This window comes from Bacillus sp. LR_5, from assembly GCF_042709275.1.
Window position 1 is genome coordinate 16737 of the sequence record NZ_JAVAXX010000022.1, and the last position, 19166, is coordinate 35902.

Sequence of the window (19166 nt, forward strand, 5' to 3'; positions counted from 1 at the left end):
AATCCATATCATCATTTACGAAAAGAAGGAGCTGGTTCAAATGACTAATGAAACACCGTTTTCTAAAAACGCCGAGATGTATCGGGATGAAAAGGTATTTGCCGAGGGGGAAGATTTGGGGTTGATGATCAAAACAGTGGAATGCCGGGCAGAGCATCGAGTGCTGGATATAGGAGCGGGCGCCGGCCATACGGCGCTGGCATTTTCTCTTTATGTACAGGAGTGCATCGGTGTTGATGCGACGAAAGAGATGGTTGAGGTTGCGTCCTCCTTCGCGCAAGAAAAAGGAGTTGAAAACGTACGCTTTCAGCAAGGAACGGCAGAGTCACTCCCCTTCACCGACGATTCATTTGACATCATCACCTGCCGATACGCAGCCCACCATTTTTCAGATGTCCGCAAAGCTGTCAGCGAGATTGCACGCGTACTGAAACAGGACGGACGTTTTCTCTTAGTTGATCATTACGCGCCTGAAGATCCCATTCTTGATGAGTTTGTCAATCATTTGAACCGGCTTCGAGACCCTTCCCATGTTCGAGAAAGCTCATTATCAGAATGGCAGGCGATGTTCAGCGCCAATCAACTGGCCTATCAAGACATCCAAAAGTGGAACTTGTCGATTCAATACGATAGCTGGATCAAACGAGGCGGAACCCCCGCTGACCGAGAAAAACAAATCATTACCCACTTGAATCACGCATCAGACGAAGCACGCGACACGTTCTGTATTACATTGAACCAAAACGGACAGCCCATCTCCTTTTGTTTAAAAGCGATTTTGATACAAGGGATAAAACGATAAAAAAAGCCGTGCGCTGCGCACGGCTTTTTACATCGGCTGATAAAGATCCCAGCCAATTTTTAATGTCTCAACAATGTAATCGGCAACCTCTTCCGGGGAAAGGTTGTCTGTTGCCACTTTTGAATTGTGCTTGTCATAAATGACTTTTCTTTCGTTAAACAGCTGTTCCATTTCATCCATTGAACGGTTATGCAGTACAGGGCGGCTTTCGATCAATAAATCCGCGCGCTGCTTCCAGTTCTCCCATGACAGGTCCAGATGAAGCACGAGACAGTTTTCCAGACAGCAATTTCTGATTTCTTCTTGTTTAAAAGATCCCCCGCCCAGAGATACGATTTTGAATCGTTTATGATGGCAGATGTCTAAAATATATTCCTTCTCCGTTTTCCGGAAAAAGTCTTCTCCCTTTTTCTCAAATATCTCAGGAATTGACATATTGAAATCCTTTTCGATCTCTTGGTCAATATCAATAAAATCTCTATATAATTTTTTAGCGACCAATTGGCCGATTGTTGTTTTTCCTACACCCATGAATCCGATCAGGACGATATTTCTTTCTCTTACTGGGATGGCTCGTTTAGCGTTCATCTTCGGCGAAATCCTCCTAAGGAATGAAATTTTATATTCATTATATGCTTATTTAGCGAATATTTATATAGATACCGGCTTTACCGGTCAAGCTTATAGTGCGCTTTGTTGTTTAGCCATTTTTGCCTGAATGACATTCATTGTACAACATTTCTGCAGGTATTTTAATACTTCGACGCAAAAAAGCGTTAAAATCTTCCGCCTTTATTGTTTTTCCAGCTGACTCTTCGATGGAAGGGTCTTTTTCTGTATGATGAATAGGAAGGGAGAAATGGCGATGATCATTTGGATAAACGGGGCATTCGGTTCGGGAAAAACACAAACAGCCTTCGAACTGCACAGAAGGCTAAACCCATCTTACGTGTATGATCCCGAGAAAATGGGTTTTGCGCTGCGCTCCATGGTGCCGCAGGAGATCGCAAAGGACGATTTTCAAAGCTACCCCTTATGGCGGGCGTTCAATTACAGTTTGCTAGCTTCTCTGACAGATACATACCACGGCATCATTATTGTGCCTATGACGATTGTACATCCTGAATACTTCAATGAGATCATCGGCAGGCTCAGACATGAAGGGAGGATCGTTCACCACTTTACACTAATGGCTTCAAAGGAAACCTTGTTAAAAAGGCTGCGCACCAGAGCAGAAGGAAAAAACTCCTGGGCCGCCAAACAAATTGACCGCTGCGTTGAAGGTTTATCATCACCCATTTTTGAGGACCACATTCAAACAGACAACCTGTCGATTCAGGATGTGGCAGAGAACATTGCAGCGAGAGCCGAACTCCCATTAGATCCTGATACAAGAGGCAGCCTCCGAAGGTTCGCCGACAGATTAATGGTAAAGCTGAATCATATCCGCATCAAATAAAGCTTCTGTACACGACAAAAGCCCGCTCCGAGAGCGGGCTTTCTTCAACTTATTTCCACCAGTCATCAAACATAGACGCCGGAACCTGGCGTTTATGTTCAGTCATGCTGTAGCGTTTTTCCAGCGCTTCTGATACTTTCGCTGATACTTCTTTTCCTTCGAGATAATCGTCAATCTCGTCGTAGGAAATGCCAAGCTCTGTTTCATCCGACTGCTGCGGTTTTTCGTCGAGCAGATCGGCAGTCGGTTCTTTTAAGTATAAGCGTTCCGGTGCACCCAGCTCTTTCAGCAAGGTTCTTCCCTGGCGCTTCGTCAAGCCTGTCAGCGGCAGGAGGTCTGCTCCGCCGTCACCGTACTTCGTAAAGAAACCAGTCACTGCTTCAGCAGCATGGTCTGTTCCTAACACAAGAAGACCTTCCTGGCCGCCGATCGCGTATTGCGCGATCATTCTTGTTCTTGCTTTTACGTTTCCTTTATTAAAGTCCGTCAGCTGATCGCCTGTTTCCTGCTGATACTGTTCAGAAAAAGCGCTGACTGTCGATTTAATATCAAACTTCCATGATTTATCCGGCTTAATAAACTTCAAAGCAAGCTGGGCATCGTCTTCATCCTGCTGTGTGCCATGCGGAAGACGGACCGCGATAAATTGAGCGTCTCCGCCCTCCTCGCGAATGCTCTCCACCGCAAGCTGAGCGAGTCTTCCCGCAAGTGTTGAATCCTGGCCCCCGCTGATTCCCAATACAAAGCCTTTAGCACCGGTTTTCTTTACATATTGTTTTAAAAAATTGACTCGGTCCTCAATTTCTTGCTTTGGATCAATTGAGGGCTTCACATGTAACTCACGCATAATCTTTTCCTGCATGCTCATCCCAATCATTCCTCCTGTACATTTTCCCTTATTACTGATCATTTCCCCAAATCAATGAAAATGAATCATGACTGTTATGTATCCCTATTAAATATAGCACAGGTCTTCATTCACAGTGAACAAGAGAGATCAGCTGACTTCAACCCGTATGGATGTCACACTGTCGCCATTGCATTTCCCTTTTTCAATCGGGCAGGAAGAAAACGCGACAATTAAATCCATCTCCGCCCTGAGCCTTACATAATCTCCGGCATTCGAAAGCGGCGTTTCCACAGACAGATTCCCTTTCTCATCAAGGACAGTATTCATAAAAATCGCAAATGGGTAATGCATGTGGGGCTTCGGTACGCCAAACTGCTCAAGCGCACGGTTCATATTGTCATAGCACGTATCCTGAAACTCATCCTTTTGCTTCCCATATAAGAGCCTGTTCATATCAGGACGGCAGGCGGGCAACAGCAGATCATGCTTGCCGACCGTATCTTCAATCAGGGTTAACATCGGCTTATACAGGTTGGAGTAGAGATGGTCGTTGACCTTCACATGAATGGAGTGATTGGCGTCTATCGTCGCTCCCTGATCAAGGTGTTCATAAAAATCCTTGGCATGGTATGCGACAAAATCAGCCACCTGCTGCCCTTCTACATCAACCACCTTTAAAATCTGACCCTTTTTCAGCTTCAGCCCAAGCCCTTTTTTCGGCTCCACAATATATTGCTGTGTCATTGGTTTGCTCCTTTTTTCATTAGTATGAGCGTCCGCTTCCTTCTCCATGTAAAAAGAGGCAAAAATCCGATGTATATAAGCTTTGGACAGATCACAATCTAACCTTAGATAAAAGGGGTTGAATAAATAATGAGCCAAACAAAAAAAGACCAGCCAAAAGGGAATCTGGCTTGGTGGCAGCTGTCACTGATCGGAGTCGGCTGCACGATTGGAACAGGCTTCTTTCTCGGTTCCAGCATCGCAATTGTAAAAAGCGGTTTTTCCGTTCTCCTTTCATTTCTGATCGCAGGGATCGGTACGTATTTTGTCTTTGAACAGCTCGCCAAGCTATCGGCGAAGCAGCCGGAAAAGGGCTCGTTTTGTGCGTATGCCCGAAAAGCATTCGGCAAATGGGCAGGCTTCAGCAACGGCTGGGTGTACTGGACATCAGAAATGCTGATTACCGGAAGCCAGCTGACAGCCATTTCGCTATTTACGAAGCATTGGTTTCCTCAAGTGCCGCTATGGGTGTTTGCCTCAATCTACGCAGTACTGGGGCTCCTTATTATTTTCACCGGCCTGTCCGTCTTTGAAAAAACAGAAAACGTGCTGGCAGTCATTAAAACAGCTGCTATTTTTATGTTTATTGTCATTGCCATCCTGGCTTTATGCGGTATCCTGTCCGGCGGAAATCATGGCATACATGTTCCAAATAAGACGAGTGAGTTTTTCCCATACGGCGCCATGGGGCTGTGGACAGGTTTAATCTACGCGTTTTACGCTTTTGGCGGAATTGAGGTCATGGGGCTGATGGCGGTTCACTTAAAAAAACCTGAGGAAGCGTCTAAATCAGGGAAACTGATGCTGGCGACGCTGGCGATTATTTATATCATTTCAATCGGGCTTGCTCTGCTTTTGGTTCCGTTACACGCGTTTACTGAACAGGACAGTCCGTTCATTACATCATTAAAAGGATATAACCTTGAGATCATCCTTGATATATTTAACGGGATTTTCATCATCGCCGGGTTCTCGACCCTTGTCGCTTCGCTTTTTGCCGTTACGACATTGCTTTGTACAATGGCTGATGACGGCGACGCGCCGAAATGCTTTACTCTCAAGGAAGGCAAAAAAATATGCTGGCCGGCACTTGGGCTGACGTTTGCGGGGCTTGTTCTCTCCATTATTCTGTCGTTAGTGCTGCCTAAAAACATTTATGAGCATATGACAACAGCTGCGGGGCTTATGCTTTTATACACTTGGCTGTTTATCCTGTTCTCCAGCAAAAAGCTGACTGATCCCGAGGGCATGGGAAAAACGCAAATTTATTTAGCGATGGTTCTGATTGCTGCGGCTGTGTCCGGTACATTGTTTGAAAAATCAAGCCGGCCCGGTTTTTTCGTCAGCATAGGTTTTCTCGTGATCATCGCCATCGTGACCATGATCTATCAAAAAAAGCAGGGTCATAAAGATCGCCCTGCCAGTCCTTGATTTATTTCATTTTGTTGAACATGTTCTTTAAATAAGAAAACGGGCACCTCGATACCTGTTTTTCGTCATCACGGAGGAAATACTGCTTCCATTCACGATTATCTTTTCCTCCGTACCAGCCTAATTGCGGGTGAATCGGAGCCTGATCATAGGCCTCTAAACGAGATCGGATCAGCCTGCTCATGTTACGGCCAAATGCAGTAGATCCATTTAGGTCATCAAACACCCACCTTGGCTGAAACGTGACCATAAAAAAAGGAAAGCTCCGGCTTCTTCTTGCCTCGTGCCCCGGTGTAGCGCACAGAATGAAATACGGCTCGCCGTCAAAACAAAACTCCCATTTATAATGCTCAGGATCGGCCGGAATGTCTTCCGGCCATTCTTTTTCGTCTTGATGACTCAGTCTATTTAAAAAGCGCCAAAACAGCTGTTCATACGCTTCAATCGAATAATGCTCCGCCAAATCTTCGGGTGTATCAAACAACACAACGAGGGATGCGTATTTTCCCGTGTCCCGCGATATCTTGCCGTACTCCGCAAGCAACGGAGCCAGTTCCTCCGCTGTACGGTTTTCCCGCGGATCTCCGGCAAAAGCAATCCGAAGCTGATCAGTCAGAAACGCCTGGCGTCCGGGAATGCACGGAAACGTATCCGCGTCGTCCCCCAGAGTTTCTGCCAGCAGCTCAAAAGCGATTCTTTGCCATTCAGGAAGCTCTTCCTGAATACGTTCCAGAAAACTTTTGGTGTAAATCCCATTCACCATTGATCCACCTCCAGTATCATCTGGATACTATATTAAAACTGGAAGCGGCAGGTGACTGTCCTTCAAGAATCAGCCCAATAACTGTTTGATGCCCTGATAACCAAAGTAAAAGCCAAACACAAGGAGGGATACACCGGCGATTCCGGTCAATCCTCTCAATAGCTTTTCATGAAGCAGGTTTCTGAACGTACTGGCTGTGATAGCCATGCAGAAATCCCAGATTAAAATGCCGATCATGATTCCGGAGCTATAGATTAGAAGCTGATTCATATTGTAGGCCTCTGCTGTTTTCGCAAGAATGCTTCCGTAAATTCCAAGCCAAAAAAGGATGCTCAATGGGTTTGACAATGAAATGAGAAAACCCGATGCGAATGTTTTCCTGTATGACGGTTTCCCCCGCGAGCTACGCACATCCATCGGTTCTCTGACGTTTTTCAGCGTTTCAATTCCGGTATAGGTCAGGACAAAAAAGCCGAAGAGCCACAAAAACGTTTTCACAAATGGAGCGGTCAAGAACTGCGACAGCCCGAAATAGATAAAAAGCATGTACAGCCCATCCGCTGTCATGGCGCCTAAACCGAAAATCCATGCATGCCAAAAACCGTTTTTAATTCCTTTGTCTATTTGCGCCGCATTCACTGGCCCCACAGGCGCAGACAAGGACAGTCCCAGCACAATATAGCTCAAAAAAATGTTCACCGGCCCGTACTCCCTTCTCTTATGTAACTTGTACAATTTATTCGGGAACGGGCCAAGCTATGCACAAATTCACTTACTGCTTCAGACGTTCAAGCTCTTCCTCCATAATATCGGCAGCTTTGCCTACAAAACTGAAAATGAGTTCCAGCTCCTCTTCCGTATATTCGCGGCACAAATCCATCGTTGACTCAGACAGAGGACGGAACAAATCCTTTATATGTTTTTTCGAAGCAGTCAAAGGGACGATTACGACTCTCCTGCGATCGTTCGGGTCCTTTTCACGAGCCACATACCCCGCTTTTTCCAGCCGGTCAACAAGCGCCGTGACGGAACCCGTGCTGAGGCCGGTTTTTTTCCCCAGCTCTCCGGCCGTCATCGGCCCTGCTTCATTTAAAATGTCAGCTGATTTCAAATCGGTGGGAAACAGACCGAGAGCTTGAGCGGCTGCCTGATGAAACAGAACCGTTCTTGTGCCCAGTTTTCGAAAAAGCTGAACAGCAGTCTTTTCCAACTCACTTCTGGAATTTCTTGTTGACAACTGACAGTCCTCCCTATAAAATCGAGTTTATCTTGATAATCGAGATATTCAACAATCAAACTATTATCATGATATCAGAACTTACATAGAAAAGTAAGAGGAGGTAGAACAAATGGACACAACAACAGCAAAACAGGCTTCCACCAAATTTGTGGTCCTCGGTCTCCTGCTGGGCATCTTGATGTCTGCAATGGACAATACGATTGTTGCCACCGCGATGGGCAATATCGTAGCCGATCTTGGAAGCTTCGATAAATTTGCCTGGGTGACGGCATCCTATATGGTGGCGGTTATGGCTGGCATGCCGATTTACGGCAAGCTTTCCGATATGTACGGCCGAAAACGTTTTTTCCTGTTTGGACTTATTTTTTTCTTAATCGGTTCTGCTTTATGCGGGATTGCCCAGACGATGAATCAGCTGATCATCTTCCGGGCCATTCAAGGGATCGGAGGCGGCGCGCTCCTGCCGATTGCCTTTACCATTATCTTTGATTTGTTTCCGCCGGAAAAACGCGGAAAAATGTCCGGCATGTTCGGTGCTGTATTTGGATTATCCAGTGTTCTTGGTCCGCTCTTAGGCGCGATCATTACAGATTCGATCAGCTGGCACTGGGTGTTTTACATCAATGTGCCGATCGGCGCATTGTCATTGTTTTTCATTATTCGCTACTACAAAGAATCTCTGGAGCACAGAAAGCAGAAAATAGACTGGGGCGGCGCGATTACCTTAGTCGTATCCATTGTATGCCTGATGTTCGCCCTTGAGCTTGGCGGCAAAACATACGATTGGAACTCCATTCAGATCATCGGGCTGTTTATTGTATTCGCCGTTTTCTTCATTGCCTTTTTTATTGTGGAGAGAAAAGCAGAAGAGCCGATTATTTCTTTCTGGATGTTTAAGAACCGCTTGTTTGCCACAGCACAGATTCTCGCTTTCCTGTATGGCGGAACATTTATTATTTTAGCGGTATTTATTCCGATTTTCGTTCAGGCGGTCTACGGCAGCTCGGCGACAAGCGCGGGCTTCATTCTGACGCCGATGATGATTGGATCAGTCATCGGAAGCATGATCGGCGGGATCTTCCAAACGAAGGCAAGCTTCCGCAATTTGATGCTGATATCTGTTATAGCTTTCTTTATCGGCATGCTGCTTCTTTCCAATATGACGCCTGACACAGCACGGGTATGGCTGACAGTCTTTATGATGATTTCAGGCTTTGGTGTAGGCTTTAACTTCTCCCTGCTGCCGGCGGCATCGATGAATGATCTTGAACCTCGCTTTCGGGGAACGGCAAACTCTACAAATTCATTTTTGCGATCATTTGGCATGACCTTAGGTGTCACCATTTTCGGAACGGTGCAAACAAACGTATTCACAAACAAGCTGAATGACGCCTTCAGCGGTATGAAAGGCTCAGCGGGATCAGGCGCTGCGCAAAATATTGGCGACCCGCAGGAGATATTCCAAGCGGGAACACGTTCCCAGATTCCTGATGCGATCCTGAATCGCATTATTGACGCGATGTCATCAAGTATCACGTATGTCTTTTTGCTCGCTTTGATTCCAATTGTCCTCGCGGCGGTTACCATTTTATTTATGGGAAAAGCCAGAGTGAAAACAACAGCCGAAATGACAAAGAAAGCAAATTAACATAAAAAAAGCAGTACATGCTGGGCATGTACTGCTTTTTTCTATTACACTCCTAATCTTGCAAGAATAAACGTCCATATACAAATGATCAATAACAGAATCAGGCTGTACGCCACTGTCCTTTTAAACAGTTTAGATTCCTTGCCTGTTTGGCCGACCGCTGCGGCAGCGATGGCGATAGATTGAGGAGAAACAAGTTTCGCCATGACACCGCCCGCCGTATTTGCGGCTAACAGCAAATCTGAACCCGCACCGATCTGCGCTCCCGTGACAACCTGCAAATGGCCGAACAAAGCATTATTGCTGACAACAGAACCGGTGATGAACACGCCAATCCAGCCGAGAACAGGACTGACAAACGGGAACAGGTCTCCTGTTTTCGCCAATGCTAACCCAATTGAAGAGCTGAGCCCTGCGAAGTTGGCCAGATTGGCAAACCCCATCACGAAGCAGATCGTCATAATCGGCACCCACAGCTCTTTTCCCGTCTCCTTCAAGGAAGCAAAGGCATCCCGAGAGGAGAACTTTTTGCTGAACAGCCCTGTCACGATGACCGCCGCTAAAATCGCTGTACCAGTCGCTGACAGCAGATCAACTTTAAAGACTGCATCTAACGGCATGGCAGATGGCGCAATCGGCGGCATTTTCATAATTTGCTGATGCAGAAAAGGCATTTTGAACAGGAGCGTTGATTGATATAACAGCCCGCCTTCTTGGAAAAGCGCTTTGAAGGCAGGAAGGCTCCAGATGGTGATCGCCGCAGTTAAAATGTAGAAAGGAGACCACGCTTTCGCAATGTCAGCGGCACGGTATGCCTTTTTCTCACCAGCATCGCCGGCCCCTTCCTCGCGGTAAATCTCTTTCGGCTGCCATTTGCGGAGGAAGAGGGCAAGCCCGCCCATGCTGAATAAGGCCGCCAAAATGTTTGCTAATTCCGGCCCGAGCACCGCCATTGTCAGTGTCTGAACCGCTGTATACCCACCGCTCACAACCAGAAGAGCGGGCCATGTCTGTTTGATTCCTTTCATTCGGTCTAATAAGAATACAAGCAGGAATGGTATTAAAAATGAGATCATCGGCAGTGTCCACATTAATGTCCGAGACAGCTCAAGAGCAGACAAATCACCAATCTGCGCCCCTGTGATGACAGGAATCCCAATCGCCCCAAAGGCTCCGGAGGCAGCGTTTGCAATCAAGCAGAGCGCCGCCGCTTTTAACGGTTTAAAACCAAGTTCGACGAGCAGCGCCGCACTAATCGCAATCGGAACACCAAAACCGGCCGCGCCTTCTAAAAACGCGTTAAAACAAAAACCAATTAATAATAGCTGTAATCGTTGGTCAGGCGAAATGCCGGCAATGCTGGACCGAATAATGGTAAATTTCCCGGTTTTCACGGCGATTTTATACAGCCACACCGCCATCAGGACGATGTAGCCAATGGGCCACAGCCCGCTCCCGATTCCTAACAAAACAGAAGAAATCGCTTTTTCAACCGGCATATGAAATGCCCAAACGGAGACGAAGAAACTGACGGCTAGGGTAAGAAATGCCGCAAGAATGCCTTTCATTTTCAAAACAGTTAAAGCCAAAAGAAAAAAGAGAATCGGAGTGAGCGCCACAAGTGCGCTCACATACTCGTTTCCAAACGGATCATACAACTGCTCCCACATTGACAATCAGCCCTTTACTCTAAAGTTGCGGTTAGTTGACTTTTTGTTCTGCAAAATGAGGTTTTAAAATGTTTTTAAGGACGCCGGCGCTGTGAAGGAACTGTTCTTTTTCTTTCTCATTTAAGTTCAGCTCAGTGATACCTGCGATCCCTCCGCGATTCACGACAGCCGGCACACCGATGTACACGTCATCTGCACCGTATTGCCCGTCCAAATATGTGCTGACAGTTAATATGCTGTTTTCATTATGAAGAATGGCTTTTGTAATGCGAGCAAGACTCATCGCAACCCCATAATAAGTCGCGCCTTTTTTCTCAATGATATGGTAAGCTGCGTTTTTCACATCATCTACAATTTGGTCCAGCTCCTCTTGTTTGTACGCATCGTTTTTCTCAACGAGTTCACTGACCGGCACACCGCCGACATTCGCGTGGCTCCAAACAGGAAGCTCTGTGTCGCCGTGCTCTCCGATAATATGCGCGTGTACGTTTTGAGGCGCTGCGCCAAAGTATTCGCTCAGCATGAAACGGAATCTCGCAGAATCTAGTGTTGTGCCGCTTCCGATCACCCGCTCTTTTGGCAGGCCGCTGAATTTCCATGTTGCGTAAGTCAGGATATCAACCGGATTTGTCGCGATTAAGAAAATGCCGTCAAATCCGCTCTCCATGACTTCACTAACGATGCCTTTGAAAATCTTCAAGTTCTTTTCTACTAATTCAAGGCGTGTCTCACCAGGTTTTTGGTTTGCTCCGGCGCAAATGCAGACAATATCAGCATCCTTGCAGTCTTCATATGTTCCGTAAGATGTTTTGACCGGTTGTGGCGCAAACGCCTTTCCGTGGTTTAAATCCATCACATCGCCCATTGCTTTTTCTTTATTTACATCAATGACCACAAGCTCATCTGTGATCCCTTGGTTAATTAACGCAAATGCATAACTGCTTCCAACAAAACCCGCTCCGATTAAAGCTACTTTATTTACATGTTTGTTCATCATTAATCATCCTTCCAGGGTATGTTTCTCTTTGATGTCTTTTTGTTTGTGAAGTATTTCACATTTATATTGTGCAACACTTCACAAACTTTTGCAAGGGAAAAGTTTTGTCTGATTTATGAACAAAAAAGAAACCATCATAGATGGTTTCTTTCGGTAAGTCCAGTCTAGCCTTGTCCTCAATAAGGAAGAGAACCGCTTAAGCCCGAGTCATTATATAAACCATTTTGCACGTAATCAAAGCCAGGCTGATTCTGGCCAGGCACTTGGGCGCTGCCATTATTAAAAATCACTTTTGCGTTGGTTGTATCCGTGTCCGCAGGCAGAGTCAGCGTGTAAATTCCGTCTGCATTTTTAGTCATTGGTTTTCCAGGCCAAGATCCGGTCAATTCAATTGCCTGGCCCCCATCATGTTTATAGATATAAGCATTTACCTGGCTCCAATGATTCGGATTTTGATAGCCGATGGTTTTGGCCGAAGCTGGATCTCTTTTAATAAAACTGTATTCCTCGGTCCTCGTTACACCATCACTGTTCGTTCCTTTTAACATGATGGTGTATGTTTTGCCAAATGGATCTCCTTTTCCGATTGTGAATTGATCTCCATCCTTAAACGCCGTCTCTGGTCCATTATTGATTTGATAAACGGCTTTTGTTGTATTCGCATCTGCACGCAAGGTAATCGTCAGTTGATCATTGAAAGAATGTGTTACACCTGTTTTGTAATTCTCAAGGAAAACATGAGGCGCTTGTGCAATATCATCAGGATAAAGCACAGCCACAGACCTGGCATTGATCGTGCCTGTCAGTTTACCATCATTCACTTGAAATGAACCTGCCCCAGCTTTATTGTCATACCTGCCATCAGGCAATTTTGTTGGCGTATTGATAGAAACAGAGGATGAACCTGCATTTGCCAGCACAACGCCATGTGAGCCGCGCTGATTCATAAATATCTGGTTGTTTCCATTTGGGTTCGAGAGTTCCTCAGGCTGTCCTGCCATCACATTGTGAAATCTATTGACCGCAGTGATAGCCTGATCTTCAAATAAAGCACTCCCGCGATCGCCTATTTGGCTTTTCCCCGGGAATCTCACACCATTTCCGCCTCCCTCAGGCCTGGAAAAGAAAAGAGGCGTACTGCCTGAACGAGAAGCTATCACCGCCCAGCCTAAACGGATATCATCATCGCTCATCCATGTCGACTCTTCATCATCATTGGCATACGTATCATGCGACTCCACCCATGTCACTAGCTTGTCCGCAGACACATCAGATGCATAGTGGGAGATATTCGACACGCCCAGATTGCGATTCTTTAAAGCGGACCTTATGGAATGCCCATGGTTAGACGCTGTCACATTCATATAATTCGCATATGAAGCATCTCTGGAGGCACTATCCTGCAGGATTTCTCCGTATTGGAACTCTGCAGCTGTATTTGTGATATTCGGCCAAAATTGACTGCCGTAACTCCCATCATCCGGAAGCTCTATATGTTTAGCGGCATCAAAGCGAAATCCATCTGCCCCGTCATTCAATGCTCTTTCTAAGAACCGTTTCAAATAGGACTGTACTTGTGTATTTTGTGTATTCCAGTCATACAGCCCGAGCAATGAATTCTGCGTGACATCCCATCGATCAGACCAGTTTTTAATTTGCGTGTTTCCATGTGTCCAGTTTGGAATACTCTTAATCTCATTGGAAATCGCGGCATAATCACTGGTGGTATGATTGATGACCGCGTCAACAATGACCTTTATGCCATATTCTTCAGCGGCTGCACACATTTCTTTAAATTCTTGTTCAGTTCCTAAGTAACGGTTGCCAATTTGGTACGATGTCGGCTGATAGAGCCAGTACCAGTTCGACATGCTTTTATTTCCTTGGTTCCCTTCCTTTACTTGGTTAATCGGAGATGTCTGAATGGCTGTATATCCTGCATCATGAATATCCTTCATATTATGTTTTAACGTATTGAACGACCAATTCCATGCATGAAGAATGGTTCCGCTTTTGATCGACGGTGCTGTAAGCTCATTCGATTTGTTCGCCGTTTCAGCACTCGCAGCCGCCGGTCCTGCCAGAACCAAATGAAACAGCAATAAAAATCCAGCGAATAACGGCAGTAAAGAGGTTTTGAATCGTTTTGCAAACATTCTTGACACTCCTTATTTGATTTTTTGAAGACTTACTTCGGAGTCAAAAATCGCTCTTACTTCAATCTTCCGCTTCCTCCTTTCAACCTGATGTGAAGACTGGATAATTTTGTTAACGCTTACATTTTAAATTATCACAATCACTCTATCAAAACAACTTGGCAGAGTGAATACAAATCAATGTTCCTATAAAAAAAGCTGCCCGAAACTGTGAACGCTTCCCTCGCTTTCCAAACAAAAAAAGAAACCATCTATTTTTCAAGATGATTTCTTTTTTATTTCTTCTTTTACCGCTCTTCTGTAAGCCAGCTTCACAATCACATACCGAAGCAGAAACAGAACACCGCCGCAGACGATAAAAAGAAGAATCATTTTTAGCCAAGCGAAGAATGTATGGGGAATCCCCCTGTCGTACATCGTAAGCACCACTACCGCAAAGGCGACCGCAATTGATTCTATTCGCTGCTGCTTCACCCGTTTTTGCAGTTCTTCTTTGGTGTCTATTCTCGGCATGAGCATTCCGGATGCCGCAGCCCTGATGCAGTAATATAAGATAATGATGAACAAAAACACAAGGCTTGCAGCCCATTCTTTAAACGGAAATTCAAACATAATGCCGCGGATGATCACATCAAGCAGCGCAAATGCTCCCGCTATCATCCCAATCTCCGACCAGATTTTTTGTTCTTTTTCTTTTACTCTCTTATTTTTCCCATTCACGCCTGAAAGTCTATTACGCAGATTATTCATGACCTTCCTCCCGCACTTTTACGAATGGCTTATGGCTTACATGTTACAATAACAGCCTGCGCTTCTGCAATGAATAACTCAAAAGCCCGCCGTACAAGCCGGCGGGCAGCAATCGTTAAAACGGCCCCCAATTGATCATGACGCCGATCACGATAAAGACAAGCCCGATCAAGAACCAAATCAGAGCAAGCGGCACCATAAACCGCAGCCACTTGACATACGGAATACCGCTGGCGGCAAGCACCGCCATGAGAACGCCGGATGTCGGGTTCACACAGTTGACGACCCCTTCTCCAAGCATAACTGCCTCCACCGCAACCTGTCTCGTGATTCCCATCAAATCAGCGAGCGGCGCCAGGATTGGAATAAATACAACGGCTTCGCCAGAACCTGAAGAGATGAGAAAATGAAGCAGCGCACTGGCGATATACATGCCGATTGCCCCGGCAATCGGGCTGAATCCATCCAAAAGTGAAGCCAAAGCATTGACGACAGTATCGAGAAGCTTTCCATTTTCAAGGATAACGGAAATGCTTCGTGCCATCCCGACAATCAGCGCCCCGTATACAAGACTTTGGCAGCCCGTAATGAAGGTTTTGGCAATATCGTTCGCCGCAAGCCCGCCTATTAAACCGGCAAGGACAGAAATAAAAATAAATGTCGCAGCCATTTGGGAATCTGACCAGCCAAGCTTCAAAGCGCCGTATAAAAATCCGACAAGTGAGAGTCCCGCCACAGCCAAAATCAGCTTATGGCGAACGGTAAACGGCACTGACTGATCTTCTTCTTTACCGGCTTCGGCCATTCCTGCCGCAGGGAACCAATCTGTTCCTAACACACTGGCATCTTTTGATTTTTTTAATTTTCTCGTATACAAATAGATATAAATAATAGAAGACAGCAAAAAGCATATGTATATCACAACTCGCAGGCCGATTCCTGAGAAAAGAGGGAGCTCCGCGATTGATTGTGATAAACCGAGCGGTGACGGTGATAATATGGTGGAGTTAAATCCAGCGTAGCAGCCGATGTAAATAACAGCGGCTCCCGCGACTGCGTCCCATTTTAAGGATCGTGCCACAATGAGGCCGATGGGGATAAAACCGATAACTGAATTCACGACAATCCCGGTTGTTCCGAGAATGGAGAACAATGCGCCGACAATACAAATAAATAATAATTGCTTTGTGCGGAATTTGCTGATGACATTGTAAATCAGGCCATTGATGGCACCCGTTTTTTCTAGAATAGCAATGGTGCCGCCTGTGAATAGAATCAGAAAGATGATGGGTGCTGATCCAACCATTCCATCCTGTAGAGAAGTAAAAAAGCTGATCAAGCTGACCGGAGACTGTTCAATTGAATGATAGCTTCCCGGAACAGCGGTCGTGACATCCCCCTTTGTCACGCGGTCAAATTCACCTGCCGGCACAATATATGAAGCGATTGCGCAAATGAAAGCAATCATAAATAAGAGGACATAGGCGTCAGGCATTTTAAATGTCATTCGTTTTTTCTTAGGCTGTGTTTCGGCTGCTGGCATACTCATATTTCGATCCATCCCCTCTGTTTGAAAATATTAATTATTCTGAATAGTAGCAATATGTGCTATATTATATACAGCCTATCTTCCTGTTTCAATATAAATAAAGTAAAGAAGGTAAAAATTCATTCTGATAGAAGGAGGTATTTCTTACCATGCAAAAGCTTTCAGAAGACATGAAACAAACCATTATGGACATCTTCGAGCATCTGCACGCGAACCCTGAAGTCAGCTGGAAGGAATATGAGACAACTTCATTTTTGAAACAAAAGCTTGAGGATTTAGGGTGCCGGACGCGCACGTTTTCAGACTGCACCGGGGTTGTCGGCGAAATCGGCTCAGGCTCACCTGTTGTAGCGGTACGCGCTGATATTGACGCGCTGTGGCAGGAGGTTAACGGCACATTTCGCGCCAACCATTCCTGCGGACACGATTCACATATGACAATGGCATTGGGCACGTTAATGCTGCTAAAAAAACAACCTGAGCTTCCGAAGGGCACAATCCGTTTTATCTTTCAGCCGGCAGAAGAAAAAGGCGGCGGCGCCTTGAAAATGATAGAAGAAGGCGTGCTTGATGACATCGACTATTTGTATGGCGTTCACGTCCGTCCGATCCAGGAAACACAGAACGGCCGCTGCGCTCCGTCTATTCTGCACGGATCAAGCCAGCACATTGAGGGAACGATCATCGGGGAAGAGGCTCATGGCGCCCGTCCGCACCTCGGGAAAAACAGCATTGAAATTGCGGCATTTCTTGTACATAAGCTCGGACTCATTCATATTGACCCGCAAATCCCGCATACCGTCAAAATGACAAAACTTCAAGCCGGCGGTGAAAGCTCTAACATCATTCCAGGAAAAGCATCGTTCAGCCTTGATTTGCGCGCACAGACCAATGAAGCCATGGAGGCGTTAATCGCCGAAACAGAAAGAGCCTGTGAAGCGGCCGCCGCTGCATTCGGCGCAAAAATCGAGCTGCAAAAAGAACACAGCCTTCCTGCGGCAACACAAAACAAAGAAGCTGAAGCGATCATGGCAGAAGCCATTACAGATATCATCGGGGCTGAGCGGCTTGATGACCCGCTTGTCACTACCGGCGGAGAGGATTTCCATTTTTACGCCGTGAAGGTGCCGAATCTGAAAACAACGATGCTTGGCCTAGGCTGCGGGCTCCAGCCGGGGCTCCATCATCCGCACATGACCTTTGACAGAAATGCGATGTTCAACGGCATTCACATTTTAGCGAATGCCGTGCTCAAAACATTTCAGAAGGAGGAATCACTTGCTGCCGCTAACGCTTCTTAACGCAAAAAAGCAGCCTGGCTACAGGCTGCTTTCTCCATTATTTATTCAAATCTTCAATTGAGTTGACATTTTTCATATATTGAGGAACAACAAGCCCCATCTTCACACCAGTCATACTGGTGCCAATATCATCATATTTGCCTTTATATTTAGCGGCGTATGCTTTATGGGTATTCGGCAGCCATGCGGAAAGGGATGCATCCGCACTTCCCGTCGCAATTGCAGTCCACATCGGCCCAGCCTCTACTTGAGTAAGTGTTACCTCATAGCCCAAGTCTTCTAAGACTTTGCCTATGACGTTTGTACTTGCAATCTCACTGTCCCACGCCACATAGGCAAGGTTGATTTTGTCTCCCTTCACCTTTTGAACGCCTTTTGTCCATTCGGCAATCTGATCCTTGTGTTTATTCACGTACTCAGCAGCAACTTTGGCAGGTTTCTCGCCTTCTTCCACCTTGATCATGATTTCGCCCATTTCGTCTTGCGTCCATTTAAACTGGCTCAGAAGCTTTGCGGCATTCGGCTGCTCTTTGCTGAAGCCTTTGCGTGTGATCGTATGGATTTCCTCTGCGCTGCCATAAGATTGTTTCGGATCATCGAGATATTTCAGCTTATATCTGGAGAACATCCAGTGCGGAGTCCATCCTGTAATGATAATCGGCTTCTTACGGTCGTATGACTTTTTAAGCGTAGCAGTCATCGCAGCACTTGACGCTGAAATCAATGTCCAGTCATTCAGGTCATAATCCTTCATCGCTTTGTCAGTCAGGGACATAATCCCTGAACCGGGGTCAATCCCGATGATGGTCTTATTCACCTGTTCTGCTGCGGATGCATTTTCATCGTTTTCTGAACCGCAAGCCGCAAGTGAGAGCGCCAGCATGGCGGAAACGCCGATGCCGATGATTTTTTTAAGCATCAGGCATTCCCCCTGCTTTTCTTCTTCACTTTAATATTTTGAGTAATACGGTCCAGGGTAATGGCAACGATAACGATGGCGATACCGGCCTCTACTCCGACCCCGGTTTTCAGCTGTGTAACGGCACTGTATACTTCAGAACCAAGTCCCGGTGCACCGACCATTGCGGCGATAACAACCATTGATAACGCAAGCATGATGCTCTGGTTAATTCCGGCCAAAATCGTTTTTGTCGCAAGCGGAAGCTGAACTTTAAACAAACGCTGAGCTGTTGTAGAACCGAATGCCTCAGTCGCTTCAATCAGATCCGCCGGCACTTGTTTAATACCGAGAACAGTCATGCGGATTGTCGGCGGCATCGCGAAGATAACAGATGCAACAACACCCGGCACAACACCGATGTTAAAGAAGAAAATCGCCGGCAATAGATATACGAAAGCAGGCATTGTCTGCATTAAATCAAGAATTGGCGTTACAATACGGCGAACCGTTTCTTTCTGAGACGCCCAAATTCCGATCGGAACTCCGACCACAATCGAAATAATCACAGATGTCAAAACAAGCGCCAATGTTTGCAGCATTGGGTCCCAATATCCTAAATAATCGATCAGGAGGAATCCAATCAACGTAAATAACGCAATTCCCCTTGTACTGATCCACCACGCAAGTGCAGCGAAAATAATCGTTAACAAAATAGATGGAATAAATCCGAGTCCGGTGACAATTCCATTTACAAAAGCGGCCAATCCGTTTGCAATTCCGTCGAAGAATCCGCCAAACGTCATCGTAATCCAGTCAACAAAACGGTCAATGATATCTGCTAAAGGTATTCTAGGCAGTCTATCCAT

The 19166-nt window shown here is 46.0% G+C and carries 17 protein-coding genes and 1 pseudogene; 5 read left to right on the plus strand and 13 right to left on the minus strand.

Features of this window, described 5'->3' with window-relative positions:
• Positions 1-40: 40 nt before the first annotated feature.
• Positions 41-802 carry a class I SAM-dependent methyltransferase gene (locus RAC86_RS07430; protein WP_377885457.1) on the plus strand — a complete coding sequence of 254 codons (762 nt, stop codon included), beginning with the start codon at positions 41-43 and terminating at the stop codon, positions 800-802.
• Positions 803-829: 27 nt separating this feature from the next.
• Here the strand turns inward: RAC86_RS07430 and RAC86_RS07435 are convergent, their stop codons facing one another.
• Positions 830-1390: a shikimate kinase gene (locus RAC86_RS07435; RefSeq protein WP_014475740.1), complete on the minus strand. Its 561-nt coding sequence runs from the start codon at positions 1388-1390 to the stop codon at positions 830-832.
• A gap of 277 nt (positions 1391-1667) precedes the next feature.
• On the opposite strand from RAC86_RS07435, the gene tmrB reads away from it, so the two are divergent.
• Positions 1668-2261: a tunicamycin resistance ATP-binding TmrB gene (tmrB, locus tag RAC86_RS07440; RefSeq protein ID WP_116316175.1), complete on the plus strand. Its 594-nt coding sequence runs from the start codon at positions 1668-1670 to the stop codon at positions 2259-2261.
• A 49-nt stretch (positions 2262-2310) separates the two neighbouring features.
• Here tmrB and nadE read toward each other — a convergent pair whose 3' ends face one another.
• On the minus strand, positions 2311-3129 hold the full coding sequence (gene nadE / locus RAC86_RS07445; protein ID WP_019712417.1) for an ammonia-dependent NAD(+) synthetase: 819 nt from the start codon (positions 3127-3129) through the stop codon (positions 2311-2313).
• 129 nt (positions 3130-3258) lie between these two features.
• A complete protein-coding gene (locus tag RAC86_RS07450; RefSeq protein ID WP_003246345.1) occupies positions 3259-3855 on the minus strand; it encodes a DUF1989 domain-containing protein in 597 nt (198 codons plus the stop codon).
• A 129-nt stretch (positions 3856-3984) separates the two neighbouring features.
• Here RAC86_RS07450 and RAC86_RS07455 point away from each other — a divergent pair, with 129 nt between their 5' ends.
• Positions 3985-5325: an amino acid permease gene (locus RAC86_RS07455; RefSeq protein ID WP_024572720.1), complete on the plus strand. Its 1341-nt coding sequence runs from the start codon at positions 3985-3987 to the stop codon at positions 5323-5325.
• 1 nt (position 5326) lies between these two features.
• On the opposite strand, the gene RAC86_RS07460 is transcribed toward RAC86_RS07455, so the two are convergent.
• The 3 genes from RAC86_RS07460 to RAC86_RS07470 all read right to left on the minus strand — a co-directional run bounded on the left by RAC86_RS07460 (position 5327) and on the right by RAC86_RS07470 (position 7325).
• Positions 5327-6088, minus strand: coding sequence for a YqcI/YcgG family protein (locus RAC86_RS07460; protein ID WP_377885458.1), 762 nt, complete (start codon positions 6086-6088; stop codon positions 5327-5329).
• A 69-nt stretch (positions 6089-6157) separates the two neighbouring features.
• Positions 6158-6787, minus strand: a complete 630-nt coding sequence (locus RAC86_RS07465) for a LysE family translocator (protein ID WP_003246469.1) — start codon at positions 6785-6787, stop codon at positions 6158-6160.
• A gap of 73 nt (positions 6788-6860) precedes the next feature.
• Positions 6861-7325 carry a MarR family transcriptional regulator gene (locus RAC86_RS07470; protein ID WP_003246360.1) on the minus strand — a complete coding sequence of 155 codons (465 nt, stop codon included), beginning with the start codon at positions 7323-7325 and terminating at the stop codon, positions 6861-6863.
• 112 nt (positions 7326-7437) lie between these two features.
• On the opposite strand from RAC86_RS07470, the gene bmr3 reads away from it, so the two are divergent.
• On the plus strand, positions 7438-8976 hold the full coding sequence (bmr3, locus tag RAC86_RS07475; RefSeq protein ID WP_003246377.1) for a multidrug efflux MFS transporter Bmr3: 1539 nt from the start codon (positions 7438-7440) through the stop codon (positions 8974-8976).
• A 44-nt stretch (positions 8977-9020) separates the two neighbouring features.
• Here the strand turns inward: bmr3 and RAC86_RS07480 are convergent, their stop codons facing one another.
• The 5 genes and pseudogenes from RAC86_RS07480 to RAC86_RS07500 all read right to left on the minus strand — a co-directional run bounded on the left by RAC86_RS07480 (position 9021) and on the right by RAC86_RS07500 (position 16098).
• Entirely contained in the window at positions 9021-10646 is a 1626-nt protein-coding gene (locus RAC86_RS07480; protein WP_003246465.1) for an L-lactate permease, read from the minus strand.
• A 31-nt stretch (positions 10647-10677) separates the two neighbouring features.
• Positions 10678-11643: an L-lactate dehydrogenase gene (locus RAC86_RS07485; RefSeq protein ID WP_029727056.1), complete on the minus strand. Its 966-nt coding sequence runs from the start codon at positions 11641-11643 to the stop codon at positions 10678-10680.
• A gap of 176 nt (positions 11644-11819) precedes the next feature.
• Positions 11820-13799, minus strand: coding sequence for an alpha-amylase (amyE, locus tag RAC86_RS07490; RefSeq protein WP_029727055.1), 1980 nt, complete (start codon positions 13797-13799; stop codon positions 11820-11822).
• Positions 13800-13947: 148 nt separating this feature from the next.
• A pseudogene (locus RAC86_RS07495) lies at positions 13948-14549 on the minus strand (DUF6773 family protein).
• Positions 14550-14664: 115 nt separating this feature from the next.
• The gene (locus tag RAC86_RS07500) at positions 14665-16098 is read right to left on the minus strand and encodes a YfcC family protein (RefSeq protein ID WP_029727054.1); all 1434 of its coding nucleotides are present in this window, start codon (positions 16096-16098) and stop codon (positions 14665-14667) included.
• Between the two features lie 149 nt (positions 16099-16247).
• On the opposite strand from RAC86_RS07500, the gene RAC86_RS07505 reads away from it, so the two are divergent.
• Entirely contained in the window at positions 16248-17399 is a 1152-nt protein-coding gene (locus RAC86_RS07505; RefSeq protein WP_377885461.1) for a M20 peptidase aminoacylase family protein, read from the plus strand.
• A gap of 37 nt (positions 17400-17436) precedes the next feature.
• On the opposite strand, the gene opuAC is transcribed toward RAC86_RS07505, so the two are convergent.
• Positions 17437-18318: a glycine/proline betaine ABC transporter substrate-binding protein OpuAC gene (gene opuAC, locus RAC86_RS07510; RefSeq protein ID WP_003234700.1), complete on the minus strand. Its 882-nt coding sequence runs from the start codon at positions 18316-18318 to the stop codon at positions 17437-17439.
• Entirely contained in the window at positions 18318-19166 is an 849-nt protein-coding gene (opuAB, locus tag RAC86_RS07515; RefSeq protein WP_003234703.1) for a glycine/proline betaine ABC transporter permease subunit OpuAB, read from the minus strand. The genes opuAC and opuAB overlap by 1 nt, the downstream gene beginning before the upstream one ends.